The 13,830-nt window shown below is 71.5% G+C and carries 7 protein-coding genes; 6 read left to right on the top strand and 1 reads right to left on the bottom strand.

The window, feature by feature from the left end:
* The first annotated feature begins 21 nt into the window (after positions 1-21).
* The 6 genes from pulA (at position 22) to ACFQ8E_RS21090 (ending at position 12,289) form a co-directional block, all read left to right on the top strand.
* Complete coding sequence (gene pulA / locus ACFQ8E_RS21115) at positions 22-5,883, top strand: pullulanase-type alpha-1,6-glucosidase (RefSeq protein ID WP_430552528.1); 5,862 nt, start codon at positions 22-24, stop codon at positions 5,881-5,883.
* A gap of 309 nt (positions 5,884-6,192) precedes the next feature.
* A complete protein-coding gene (chvE, locus tag ACFQ8E_RS21110; protein WP_430552527.1) occupies positions 6,193-7,353 on the top strand; it encodes a multiple monosaccharide ABC transporter substrate-binding protein in 1,161 nt (386 codons plus the stop codon).
* A gap of 141 nt (positions 7,354-7,494) precedes the next feature.
* A complete protein-coding gene (gene mmsA, locus ACFQ8E_RS21105) occupies positions 7,495-9,054 on the top strand; it encodes a multiple monosaccharide ABC transporter ATP-binding protein (protein WP_430552526.1) in 1,560 nt (519 codons plus the stop codon).
* Positions 9,051-10,229: a multiple monosaccharide ABC transporter permease gene (gene mmsB / locus ACFQ8E_RS21100; RefSeq protein WP_430552525.1), complete on the top strand. Its 1,179-nt coding sequence runs from the start codon at positions 9,051-9,053 to the stop codon at positions 10,227-10,229. Before mmsA ends, mmsB begins: the two co-directional genes overlap by 4 nt.
* 114 nt (positions 10,230-10,343) lie before the next feature.
* Positions 10,344-11,558 (top strand): ROK family transcriptional regulator, encoded by a 1,215-nt coding sequence (locus ACFQ8E_RS21095; protein WP_430552543.1) that lies wholly within the window; start codon positions 10,344-10,346, stop codon positions 11,556-11,558.
* On the top strand, positions 11,555-12,289 hold the full coding sequence (locus ACFQ8E_RS21090) for an ATP-binding cassette domain-containing protein (RefSeq protein WP_430552524.1): 735 nt from the start codon (positions 11,555-11,557) through the stop codon (positions 12,287-12,289). The genes ACFQ8E_RS21095 and ACFQ8E_RS21090 overlap by 4 nt, the downstream gene beginning before the upstream one ends.
* A gap of 49 nt (positions 12,290-12,338) precedes the next feature.
* Here the strand turns inward: ACFQ8E_RS21090 and ACFQ8E_RS21085 are convergent, their stop codons facing one another.
* The gene (locus ACFQ8E_RS21085; protein WP_430552523.1) at positions 12,339-13,721 is read right to left on the bottom strand and encodes an endo-1,4-beta-xylanase; all 1,383 of its coding nucleotides are present in this window, start codon (positions 13,719-13,721) and stop codon (positions 12,339-12,341) included.
* Between the last annotated feature and the right edge of the window lie 109 nt (positions 13,722-13,830).

The raw sequence follows: 13,830 nt of genomic DNA, 5'->3' as shown, positions 1-13,830 counted from the left end.
GGACGACGAAGGAGTCCTCCCATGCCTCGTGCTGCCCAGGCCCGCGCCGGTCGACGGCGCCCGACCCGTCGCGCGGCGGCATCGCTGACCGCCGTCGCGCTCACCGTCCCTGCGCTGTCCGCCGGACTCGGCGGGCTCGCCCTCACGTCGGCGCCCGCGGCGGGCGCGGCGGACCGCACCGCCACCCTCGTCGGGAGCCTCCAGACCGAGCTCGGCTGCGCCGAGGACTGGGACCCGACCTGCGCGGCGACGGCGCTCGCGCCGGCCGGCGACGGCACGTTCGGCGCCGACGTCGACCTGCCGGCGGGCACGTACGAGTACAAGGTCGCGCTCGACGGCGCCTGGGACGAGTCGTACGGCCGCGAGGGCACCGACGAGAATGCGCCCCTGGTGCTCGGCGGCGACGCGCGCGTGCGGGTCACCTACGACGACACGACGCACCGCGTCGCGCTCACGCCGCTCACGCTGGCGGGCGCCTACGACGACGCGGCGGACGCCGACCTGGTGGCGCCGCCGGTGCGCCAGCCGGGCTCGGACGAGCGGTTCTACTTCGTCATGACCGACCGGTTCGCGAACGGCGACACGTCGAACGACACCGGCGGGATCGACGGCGACCGGCTCGACCACGGCTTCGACCCGACCGACAAGGGCTTCTACCAGGGCGGGGACATCGCCGGACTGCGCGAGCGGCTCGACTACGTCGAGGGCCTGGGCACCACGGCCATCTGGCTCACGCCGTCGTTCCTCAACCGGCCGGTGCAGGGCACGGGCGACGACGCGAGCGCGGGCTACCACGGGTACTGGATCACGGACTTCACGCGGATCGACCCGCACCTGGGCACCAACGACGAGCTGCGCGCCCTGATCGACGAGGCCCACGCGAAGGGCATCAAGGTCTACTTCGACATCATCACCAACCACACGGCCGACGTGATCGACTACGCCGAGGGCGAGTACGGGTACGTCGACCAGGCCACGTCGCCGTACACCGACGCCGCAGGGAACGCCTTCGACCCGGCGGACGTCGCGGGCTCCGCGGACTTCCCGGAGCTGGACGCCGCGACGTCGTTCCCGTACACGCCGGTGGTCGCGGACGAGGACGCCGACGCCAAGGTCCCGGCCTGGCTCAACGACCCGACGCTCTACCACAACCGGGGCAACTCGACGTGGACGGGCGAGTCGGTCACGTACGGCGACTTCGACGGCCTCGACGACCTCATGACCGAGGACCCGCGCGTCGTGGACGGCTTCGTCGACGTCTACTCCGACTGGATCGACCTCGGCATCGACGGCTTCCGCATCGACACGGTCAAGCACGTGAACCCGGAGTTCTGGGAGACGTGGTCGGCCGAGGTCATGGACTACGCGCACGCGCAGGGCAAGGACGACTTCTTCATGTTCGGCGAGGTGTACGACGCCGACGCGGCCAAGACGTCGCCGTACGTGCGCGACACGGACATGAGCTCGGTGCTCGACTTCTCCTTCCAGGCGGCCGCGACCAGCTACGCGAGCGGCAACAGCGCCCGCGGCCTGGCGAGCCTGTTCGCGAGCGACGACCGGTACACGACCCCGACGAGGTCCGCCTCCGCCCTGCCCACCTTCCTCGGCAACCACGACATGGGCCGCGTCGGATACATGCTCGCGGGCACCGACGAGCCCTTGGCCCGCGACGAGCTGGCGCACGACCTCATGTACCTCACGCGGGGTCAGCCGGTCGTCTACTACGGCGACGAGCAGGGCTTCGCGGGCGCGGGCGGGGACAAGGACGCCCGCCAGACGCTGTTCGCCACGCAGGTCGACGAGTACGCCGACCAGCCGCTCGTCACCGGCGAGCCGGCGGGCAGCACCGACCGGTACGCCACCGACGCGCCCCTCTACTCGCGCATCGCCGACCTGGCCGCGCTGCGGGAGGCGCACCCGGCGCTCGCCACCGGCGCGCAGGTCGAGCGGTACGCCGAGAACGGGGCCGGGGTCTACGCGTTCAGCCGGATCGACCGCGAGGAGAAGGTCGAGCACCTGGTCGCGGTGAACAACGCGGCGCAGGCGAAGAGCGCCACCTTCACCACGCTCACGCCCGGGGCGTCGTACGACGTCCTGTACGGCGGCGGCGAGCCCGTCACCGCGGACGACGCCGGCGAGGTCACGGTGCAGGTGCCCGCCACGTCGGCGGTCGTGCTGCGCGCGGACCGCACGGTGGGCGCGGACTCGGACGGCACGCTCGAGGTCGCGGTCCCCGCGGCGGGCGCGGCGGTCTCGGGCACCGCGGCCGTGGCGGCCGACGTCGACGACGACGCCTGGGCGGAGACGTCCTTCGCGTGGCGCGAGGTCGGCACCGACGAGTGGCACGCGCTCGGCACGGCGGAGGACACGACGCCGCGCGTCTTCCAGGACACGAAGGGCCTGGCCGAGGGCACCCTCGTCGAGTACCGCGCCGTGACGCAGGACGCCGACGGCGACCGGACGGCCGCCTCGACGTTCGCCTCCGTCGGCGTCGACGTGTCCGGCGTGGTCGGCGACGAGGAGCCCGAACCCGAGATCGACCTGGTGACCGTGCCGGGCAGCCACAACAGCGAGATGGGCTGCGCCGGCGACTGGACGCCGGACTGCGAGGGCGCCCGCCTCACCGAGCGCCCGGACGGCGTGTGGGCCGGGACGTTCGACCTGCCGGCGGGGGACTACGAGTACAAGGTCGCCGTGAACGGCTCGTGGGACGTCAACTACGGCGCCGGGGGAGTGCGCGACGGCGGCAACGCGACGTACTCGCACGAGGGCGGCGAGGTCACGTTCTACTGGGACCCGGTGAGCCACGACTTCTCGTCCACCGCGCAGGGCCCGGTCGTCACGCTGGCGGGGTCGTTCCAGGACCAGGTGGGGTGCCCGGGATCGTGGGCGCCCGACTGCCTCGCGTCGTGGCTCAAGGACCCCGACGGCGACGGCACGTACACGTGGTCGACGGACGACCTCGCCGCCGGCGCCTACGAGGCCAAGGTGGCGCACGGCCTGAGCTGGGCCGAGAACTACGGCGTGGGCGGTAAGCCCGACGGCGCCAACTACTCCTTCAGCGTGGGCGAGGGCGAGACGGTGGCCTTCTCCTACGACCTCGCCACCCACGTGCTCGAGATCGGCGTGGAGAACCCGCCGCTGCCCGGCACGGGGCAGCAGGCCGCGCACTGGGTCCGCCAGGGCCTGGTGCTCGCGCCCGGCGACCTCGGCTCCGGCGACGACTGGACCCTGTGGACCGCGCCGGAGGGCGGCCTGGCCGTCGCCGACGGCCAGGTCCGCGGGCCGGACGGGGGAGACCTCCCGGAGGGGGCCGCGTCCTACGACCTGGCACCCGCGGGGGACGTGCCCGACGACGTCGCGCGCGACTTCCCGGCGCTTGCCGGCCACACGGCGCTGGCCCCGGTGGGCGACGACGGGAAGCCGCTGGGCCGCGCGGCCGTCGAGAAGCTCCTGACGGGTCAGCTCCTGGTGACCCGGGCGTCGGGCGAGGGTCTGTCGGCGGCGACCGGCGTGCAGGTGCCCGGCGTCCTCGACGACCTGTACAGCGAGCAGGCATCGAAGCGTACGTTCGGCGTTCAGCGGCACCCGAGCGGCAGGTGGGCGTCGTTCGCCCTGTGGGCGCCGACCGCGCGGGACGTGGACCTGCTGGTGTGGCCCGCGGGCCGTGACCTGGGCGAGGACCCCGAGCGGTTCGACGCCGTCCGCGAGCGCGACGGCTCGTGGACCCTCGACGGCAAGCGGGCGGCGAAGAAGCTCGCGTGGGACGGCGCCCGCTACCGGTACGCGGTGACGGTCTACGTGCCGGGCACCGGGAAGGTCGAGACGAACGTCGTCACCGACCCGTACTCCGTGGGCCTCACCCTCGACTCGACGCACTCCGTGGTCGTGGGGCTGGACGACAAGCGCTGGCAGCCGAAGGTCTGGCGCACCACCCGCCAGCCGGTCGTGGAGCGGGCCGTGGACCAGACGATCTACGAGCTGCACGTGCGTGACTTCTCCGTCTCCGACGAGACGGTGCCGGCGAAGGAGCGCGGCACGTACCTCGCGTTCGCGCAGCGGCGCTCGGACGGCATGACGCACCTGCGCGAGCTGGCCGACGCCGGCATGACGACGGTGCACCTGCTGCCGACGTTCGACATCGCGACGATCCCCGAGGACCGCGCGGACCAGGCGACCACGGGCGACCTGTCCGGGTTCGCTCCCGACGGCGAGGAGCAGCAGGCGGCGGTGGCCGACACCGCCGCGAGCGACGGCTTCAACTGGGGCTACGACCCGTTCCACTTCTCGGTCCCCGAGGGCTCGTACGCCGTCGACGCCGAGGGGGGCGCGCGCGTGGCCGAGTTCCGCACGATGGTGGGCTCGCTGCACGACGCGGGCCTGCAGGTGGTGCTCGACCAGGTGTTCAACCACACCGCGGCGAGCGGGCAGGACGCGAAGAGCGTGCTCGACCGGGTCGTCCCGGGCTACTACCAGCGGCTGAACCCGACCACGGGGGCGGTCGAGACCAGCACCTGCTGCCAGAACGTGGCCACCGAGCACGCGATGGCGGGCAAGCTCATGGTCGACTCGGTGGTCACGTGGGCCCGCGACTACAAGGTGGACGGCTTCCGTTTCGACCTCATGGGCCACCACTCGAGGGACAACATGCTCGCCGTGCGCGAGGCCCTCGACGCCCTCACGCCGCGCAAGGACGGCGTCGACGGGTCCGCCGTCTACCTGTACGGCGAGGGCTGGAACTTCGGCGAGGTCGCGGACAACGCCCTGTTCACGCAGGCCACGCAAGGGCAGCTCGGCGGCACCGGCATCGGCACGTTCAGCGACCGGCTGCGCGACGCCGTGCACGGCGGGTCGCCGGTGGACGCCGCGTCGCGGTTCACGCAGGGCTTCGGCACGGGGCTGTTCACCGACCCGAACGGACGCGAGGCCAGCGAGGGGGACGCCGGCAGCGTCAACGACGGCTCCGCCGACGAGCGCGCGGACCTCGGCCACCAGAGCGACCTGGTGCGCCTCGGCCTCGCGGGCAACCTGCGGGACTTCGCGTTCCGGGCCTCGGACGACGGCGCCGGCGAGACGACGCGGGGCGAGGAGCTCGACTACCGCGGCGCGCCCGCGGGGTACGCGGACTCGCCGGAGGAGGTCGTCACGTACGTCGACGCGCACGACAACGAGACCCTGTTCGACCTGCTGACGCTGAAGCTGCCGCAGGACACCGCGATGGCGGACCGGGTCCGGATGAACACCGTGTCGCTCGCGACGACGGCGCTCGCCCAGACCCCGTCGTTCTGGCACGCGGGCACGGACCTGCTGCGTTCGAAGTCGCTGGACCGCAACTCCTACGACTCGGGCGACTGGTTCAACGCGATCGACTGGTCGGGGCGGGACAACGGCTTCGGCCGCGGCCTGCCTCCGGCGGCGGACAACGCCGACGCGTGGCCGGTGATGGCGCCGCTCCTGGCGGACCCGTCGCTCAAGCCCGCGCCGTCGGACATCGCGGCGGCCTCGGGGGCGGCGCGCGAGCTGCTCGAGCTGCGCTCGTCGACCCGGCTCCTCCGGCTCGGCAGCGCCGCGGCGATCGAGCAGAAGGTGTCGTTCCCGGGCGCGGGTCCGGACGCGACGCCCGGCGTCGTCGCGATGGCGGTGGACGACACCGTGGGTCGGGACGCGGACCGTCGCCTCGACGGTCTGCTGACGGTGTTCAACGCGTCGCCGGAGCCCGTGACGCTCGAGCTGTCCGAGCTGCGCGGCCGGGACTTCCGGCTCTCGGGCGTGCAGCGCTCGGGGAGCGACGCCGTCGTCAAGCGCACCCGGTGGGACGCGCGCACGGGCACGGTCACCGTGCCCGCCCGGACCGTGGCGGTGCTGGAGGACCCGCAGCGCTGACCGACGCACGCCCTCGCCGTCATATTCGTCGTTGTGTTCGACGTACGAACTGACCGCCGAGGGTCCGCCATCTCGAGGGCCACGGGACGGAACGCCGTCCCGTGGCCCTCGTCGCGCTGTCAGGGCTCGGGCGGCGGGCCGTGACGCGATCGTTATCGCTTTCCACCCGCCGAGGCTTTGACTTCGGAACTCGAACGCAGCAGTCTGTACCGCGGACCGGCTCGGCCGTCCGGGGGAGACCTCGGCGTCCGGGCGCCGGCGGCGACGGTCGCTGCCGGGGGACACTCGACGACGAGAAGGAGCGCGAGGATGCGACTCGCCAAGACGATGGGCGCGGTGGCCGCCGGTGCGGCGCTGACGCTGGGACTCGCCGCGTGCGGCGGCTCCGGGGCCGGCGGCGGCGGCGGTGCGGACGGCGCCGCGGGGAACGGCGACGACGACGTGAAGATCGGCGTCGCGATGCCGACGCAGACCTACGAGCGCTGGATCCAGGACGGCAACAACGTCAAGAAGGGCCTGGAGGACCTCGGCTACTCCGTGGACCTGCAGTTCGCCAACGACGACATCCCGACCCAGACGCAGCAGATCGACTCGATGATCACCGAGGGCGTCGACGTCCTCGTCATCGCCTCGATCGACGGCACCGCGCTGACCAGCCAGCTCGACGCGGCCGCCGCGGCGAACATCCCGGTCATCGCGTACGACCGCCTGATCCGCGACAGCGAGAACGTCGACTTCTACACGACGTTCGACAACGAGGCGGTCGGCGTGGCGCAGGCCAACGCCCTGCTGCGCGGCCTGGGCTACCTCGACGCCGACGGCAAGGAGACCGGCGAGAAGGGCCCGTACAACATCGAGCTCTTCGCCGGCTCGCCGGACGACAACAACGCCGGGTTCTTCTTCGACGGCGCGATGTCGGTGCTGCAGCCGCTCATCGACGACGGCACGATCGTCGTCCCGTCCGGCCAGACCGACTTCGGCCAGGTCACGACGCAGCGCTGGGAGCTGGAGACGGCCCAGAAGCGCATGGAGGACCTGCTCACCTCGACGTACCAGGGCGGCGAGAAGCTGGACGGCGTGCTCGCGCCGGCCGACGTGCTCTCCCGCGGCATCATCAACGCGCTCCAGAGCGCGGGCATGGGGCCGACCCTCGAGGAGGGCCTGCCGGTCGTCACCGGCCAGGACGCCGAGATCGCCAACATCAAGCTCATCGACGACGGCGTCCAGTCCTCGACGATCTTCAAGGACACGCGCCTCCTCGCCGAGCAGGCGGTCAAGGCCACCGAGTCCTTCGTGAAGGGCGAGGAGCCCGAGGCGAACGACACCGAGACGTACGACAACGGCGTCAAGGTCGTGCCGTCGTACCTGCTCGAGGTCCAGACGGTGTTCAAGGACGACATCCAGCCCGTGCTGATCGACGCCGGCTACTACACCGCCGACGAGGTCAAGGCCGGTCAGGCGGACGACTGATCCGCAGGTCATGACCCGCACGGGCGGGCCCGCCCGTCGCCGCTCCCGCTCCGGGACGGACGACGGGTGGGCCCGCCCCCGGGGCCGCCGCGGACCTGTCCGGCGGCGGCGCACCCCACCGAAGGAGGGACGAGAGCGCAGATGAGCACGATCCTGGAGATGCGCTCCATCACCAAGGAGTTCCCCGGCGTCAAGGCGCTGTCGGACGTCACGCTGACGGTCGAGCAGGGCGAGATCCACGCCATCTGCGGCGAGAACGGCGCCGGGAAGTCCACGCTCATGAAGGTGCTGTCGGGCGTCTACCCGCACGGCACCTACGACGGCGAGATCGTCCTGGACGGGACGCCCGCGGAGTTCGGGTCGATCAACGACTCCGAGGACCGCGGCATCGTCATCATCCACCAGGAGCTCGCCCTGGTCCCGTACCTGTCCGTCGCCGAGAACATCTTCCTCGGCAACGAGACCCGGGGCCGGTTCGGGATGATCGACTGGAACGCGGCGAACCGGAAGGCCCACGCCCTGCTCGAGCGGGTGGGCCTCGACGAGAACCCGACGACGCCCGTCAGCCAGCTCGGCGTCGGCAAGCAGCAGCTCATCGAGATCGCCAAGGCGCTCTCCAAGGAGGTCAAGCTGCTGATCCTCGACGAGCCGACCGCTGCGCTCAACGACGACGACTCCGAGCACCTGCTCGAGCTGCTGCGCCAGCTCAAGGCGCACGGCATCACGTCGATCATCATCTCCCACAAGCTCAACGAGATCGAGGAGATCGCCGACCGCACGACGATCATCCGCGACGGCCGGACCATCGAGACCCTCGACATGTCCGAGCCGGGCTCCACCCAGGACCGCATCATCCGCGGCATGGTGGGCCGAGACCTCGAGCACCGTTACCCCGAGCGGGCGTCCGTCGTCGGCGACGAGGTGCTCCGTGTGGAGCACTGGAACGTCGACCACCCCACGCAGATCGGTCGGCAGATCATCGTCGACGCGTCGTTCAACGTGCACGCCGGCGAGGTCGTCGGGATCGCCGGCCTCATGGGTGCCGGGCGCACCGAGCTCGCGATGAGCATCTTCGGCCGCACCTACGGGCGCAACATCCGCGGCGAGATCTTCAAGGACGGCAAGCCGATCCAGGTCCGCAACGTGTCCGAGGCGATCGGGCACAACCTCGCGTACGCGACCGAGGACCGCAAGCACTACGGCCTGAACCTCATCGACGACATCCGGCACAACATCTCCGCGGCGGGCCTGCCCAAGCTCGCCCCGCGTGGTTGGGTCAACGGCAACGAGGAGCTCCGGGTCGCCGAGGACTACCGCGGCTCCCTCAACATCAAGACGCCCAACGTCCTGGTCGACGTCGGCAAGCTCTCCGGCGGCAACCAGCAGAAGGTCGTGCTGTCCAAGTGGCTGTACACCGACCCCGACGTGCTCATCCTCGACGAGCCCACCCGAGGGATCGACGTCGGCGCCAAGTTCGAGATCTACACGATCATCAACAAGATGGTCGCGGCGGGGAAGGCGGTCGTCGTCATCTCCTCCGAGCTCCCCGAGCTGCTCGGCATCTGCGACCGTGTGTACACCCTCGCCTTCGGTCGGATCACCGGTGAGCTCCCCGTCGCCGAGGCGACGCAGGAGCGCCTCATGGAGCTCATGACGATCGAGCGCGACCAGCCCCTGCCCACGAAGGAAACCGCCTCATGAACGCCATCGACTCGGTCCGGGACATCCTGACCCGGAACATGCGCCAGAGCGGCATCGTCATCGCCTTCCTGGCGATCGTCGTGCTCTTCGCCGCCCTGAACCCGAACTTCCTCTCGCCTACGAACCTGACGAACATCGTCCTGCAGTACTCGTACATCCTGATCCTCGCGATCGGGATGGTGATGATCATCGTGGCGGGGCAGATCGACCTGTCCGTCGGCTCGGTGGTGGCCCTCACCGGGGCCGTCAGCGCCGTCGTCGTCGTGCGGCAGGGCCTGCCCTGGTACGTCGGCGTGCTGGCCGCCCTCCTCGTCGGCCTCCTCGTCGGCATCTGGCAGGGCTTCTGGGTGGCGTACGTCGGGATCCCCGGCTTCATCGTGACCCTGGCCGGCATGCTCCTGTTCCGCGGCCTGACGTTCCTCGTGCTGGACAACAAGTCGCTGTCGCCGTTCGGCGGCACCTACTACGACATCGCCAACGGGTTCCTCAACGGCCTGCTCGGCGGCAACGGGTTCGACGTCTTCACGCTCGTCATCTTCGGCATCGCCGTGGTCGGGTTCGGCGTCAGCCAGTGGCGCACCCGCCAGGGCAAGATCGCCTACCAGCAGACGGTCGAGTCGATGCCGCTGTTCGTGGTCAAGCTCGTGGCGGTGGCGGCCGTGGTGATGTGGTTCGGCTACCAGCTGTCGATCTCGCGCGGCCTGCCGATCGTGCTCATCATCCTCGCGGTGCTGATCATCGCCTACACGCTCGTCACGCAGAAGTCGGTCTTCGGCCGGCACGTCTACGCCGTGGGCGGCAACCGGCACGCGGCCGAGCTGTCCGGCGTCAAGGTCCGGAAGGTCAACTTCTGGATCTTCGTGAACATGGGCGTCCTGGCCTCGGTGGCCGGCGTGGTCTACTCCTCGCGCATGAACGGCGCCCAGCCGGGCGCGGGCAACATGTTCGAGCTCGACGCGATCGCCGCGTGCTTCATCGGTGGCGCGTCGACTACCGGCGGCGTCGGCCGCGTGGGCGGCGCCATGATCGGTGGTCTGATCATGGCCGTCATGTCCAACGGCATGCAGCTGATGGGCGTGCCGCAGTCGATGCAGCAGGTCGTCAAGGGCCTGGTGCTGCTGCTCGCGGTCGCGTTCGACATCTACAACAAGCGTCGCGCCTCGGTGCTGCGCTGACCTGGGGGTCCGGCCGGGGCCGGACCATCCCGCCTCGACGCGCGGGGCGGCGGACGACCGCCGCCCCGCGCGTCGTCGCACCATAGAATCCCCGGCGTGAGAGGACGGCTGCCGATGGTGGGATCGCAGTCGTCGCTGCGCGAGGCGAACCGCGCGCGCGTCGTCGACGCGGTGAAACGGCACGGGGGGCTGACGCAGGTCGAGCTCACCGGGGCCACCGGGCTCTCGCCCGCCACGGTGTCGACCATCGTCAAGGAGCTCGTCGCCGCCGAGCTGGTCGAGGTGCGCAACACGATCCGCTCGGGCCGGCGCGCGCAGCTCGTCACCCTCGCCCACCGCGTGGGGCTCGTCGCGGGCGTGCTGGTGGGCACGCGGCACCTCACGGTGGCGATCGCGGACGTGTCGCACGAGATCCTCGCCGAGCAGGTGCTGCCGCTGCCGGCGGAGCACCGCGCCGACACGAGCCTCGACCGCGCGGCCCTGCTCGTCGTCGACCTGCTGGAGCGCGTCGGGTCGGAGCTCGACGAGGTGCTCGGCATCGGCCTCGGGCTGCCGGCGCCGGTCGACGCCGCCAGCGGCCAGGTCACCGTGCGGGGCATCCTGCGCGGCTGGGACGGCGTGCCCGTCGCGCAGGTGCTGTCCAAGCGGCTGGCCCGGCCGGTGTTCGTGGACAACGACGCGAACCTGGGGGCGCTGGCGGAGAGCACGGTCGGCGCCGCCCGCGAGGTGCACGACGCGCTGTACGTCCGTGCCGGGCACGGCGTCGGGGCGGGCATCGTGCTGGCGGGCCGCGTGCACCGCGGGGTCGCGGGCACGGCGGGCGAGATCGGCCACGTCCAGGTGGACCCCGCCGGCAACATCTGCTCGTGCGGCAGCCGTGGCTGCCTCGACACGGTCGTCGGCGACCGGGCGCTGCTCGAGCCGCTGCGCAGCAGCCACGGGAACCTCACCCTCGCCGACGTCGTGCGGCTGACGAACGAGGACGACCCGGGCTGTCGGGAGATCGTCGCCGACGCCGGTACGGTGGTCGGCGGCGTCGTGGCCGGGCTGGCGACGTCGCTCAACCCGGAGCTCGTCGTCGTCGGGGGAGCGCTGGCCGCCACGGGCGAGGTCTTCCTCGGGCCGCTGCGCGAGGCGCTGCGCCGCCGGACCCTGCTGCAGCAGGTCACGCCTCTCGAGGTGGTGCCCGCGGCGCTGGGGACGCGCGCCGAGCTGGAGGGAGCCCTCGCGCTCGCGCTGCAGCACACCGACCTGCTGGAGCAGCCCGACGACGGGCCGCACGGCGCGGTCGCCGTCGGCCAGGTCCGCACAGGAAAGGGGAACCGGTGAGGGGACGCACGCCGCTGCTCGCGCTGCGGCAGGTCAGCAGGTACTTCGGTGCCGTCGAGGCCCTCGTCGACGTGGACCTCGAGGTGCACGCGCACGAGGTGGTCGCCCTGGTCGGGGACAACGGGGCGGGCAAGTCGACGCTCGCCCAGATCGTGGCGGGCGTGCTGAGCCCGAGCTCGGGGCAGCTGGAGATCGACGGCGAGCCCGTGTCGATCCCGTCGCCCTCGGCGGCGAACCAGCTCGGCGTGGCGAGCGTCTTCCAGGACCTCGCCGTGTGCGAGAACCTCGACGTCACCGCCAACGTCTTCCTCGGGCAGGAGCTGCGCGGGCGCGCGGGCCTGCTGCGCGACGGCGAGATGGAGACCGAGACCCGCGCGCTCCTCCAGCACCTCACCATCCGGATCCCGTCGGTGCGCACCCCGCTGCGGCACCTGTCCGCCGGTCAGCGCCAGGCGGTCGCCATCGCGCGCACCCTCATCGGGCAGCCGCGCATCGTGGTGCTCGACGAGCCGACGGCGGCGCTCTCGGTGGCACAGACCGCCGAGGTGCTCACGCACATCCAGCGCCTGCGCGAGCTGGGCCTCGGCGTCATCCTCATCAGCCACAACCTCAACGACGTGCGCGCGGTCTCCGACCGCATCGAGGTGCTGCGGCACGGCCGCAACAACGGGTCGTTCCCGGCGACGGCCGCGCACGAGGAGATCCTCGCCGCGATCACCGGCGCGACCTGAGCGCCGCGGGCCCGGGGCCCGCGGCGCTCAGGCGCACGTGCTCAGCCGCTCAGGACGCCGAGCAGCTGACCTTGGGCCAGGCCCAGTCCCCGCCGTGCATCACGGTGAAGCCGAACGACGTGGACTGGCCGGCGGCCAGCGTCCCGTTGCCGGCCGGGCGCATCGTCATGACCTTGCCCGACGAGTCCCACGTGGGCGTGCCGTTCCAGGTGGCGCTGATCCGCTGGCTGGAGCTGACGGTCACGGTCGAGGTCCACGAGGTGATGTTCCGGTCGGCCCGGACGGTCACGGTCCCGTTGAAGCGGTCGCCCCACTTCTGGCCCTCGGAGTAGGTGGCGGTGCACCCGCTGCCGCCGGTGGGCGGCGGCGTGGTCTCGCCCGGGTCGGGGTCGCCGCCACCGGGCACACCCTGGCCGTCGTTGAGGACGTTCAGGACAGAGGTGTAGGCGGCCTTCTTCTGGCCGTTGCCGTCGAAGAGCAGCGGGGTGCCGCTCGCCCGCCACGAGTCGGAGTCGCGCACGCCCCACACGGTGATGCCGGTGCAGCGCGAGACGGCGAGGCACGCCTGCGTGACGCCCTGGTACTGCTCGGCTTGCGAGCTGCCCGAGCCCTCGATGTCCAGCTCGGTGATCTGCACGTCCACGCCGAGGTCGGCGAAGTGCTGGAGCGTCTCGTGGTAGTTGTTCGGCACCGGGTTGCCGCTGTTGAAGTGGGCCTGGAAGCCGACGCAGTCGATCGGCACGCCGCGGGCCTTGAAGTCCTTGACCATGGTGTAGACGCCCTGCGTCTTGGCGTGGGACCAGTTGTCGGTGTTGTAGTCGTTGTAGCAGAGCTTCGCGTTCGGGTCGGCGGCCCGGGCGGCACGGAAGGCGGCCTCGATCCAGTCGTTGCCGGTGCGCTGGAGGTTGGAGTCCCGGCGGGCGCCGGAGGAGCCGTCCGCGTACGCCTCGTTGACGACGTCCCAGGCGTAGACCTTGCCCTTGTAGTGCGTCGCGACCTGGGTGACGTGGTTGAGCATCGCCTGGCGCAGCTGCGAGCCGCTCATGTTCTGCATCCAGCCCGGCTGCTGGGAGTGCCACGCCAGCGCGTGGCCGCGCACCCGCTTGCCGTGGCTGGTGGCCCAGTCGAGGATCCGGTCGCCGGAGGAGAAGCTGAACTGCCCCTGCTGCGGCTCGGTGGCGTCCATCTTCATCTCGTTCTCGGCCGTGATCATGCCGAACTCGCGGTCGGCGATCGTCGTGTACTGCGAGTCGCCCAGCTTGCCGGCGGCGATCGCGGTGCCGAAGTACCGGCCCTGCTCGGAGGCCGCCGCGTGGAGCGTGCTCCCGGCAGCCTGTGCGCTCAGTGCCGTGGCGGCGAGGATGCCGATCCCGGCCACCGCCGCTCCCACGGACGCGCGCCATCTCTTCGTCGTGCGCTTCATCGATCCCATCCTTCGTTCTCGAGCCTGCTCATCCTTGAGTGGTGCTCGGCCACGAGGCCTCGTCATCGAGCGGTCGGGGTCGCCGACGTCCCGAGAGTAGGTAGAAAACGTTTTCGAA

It is taken from the genome of Isoptericola sp. NPDC056573 (assembly GCF_042793335.1).
In the GTDB taxonomy this organism is placed as follows: domain Bacteria; phylum Actinomycetota; class Actinomycetes; order Actinomycetales; family Cellulomonadaceae; genus Isoptericola.
Note: the sequence above shows the minus strand (reverse complement) of the source record. Positions and strands in the feature narration are given on the sequence as shown.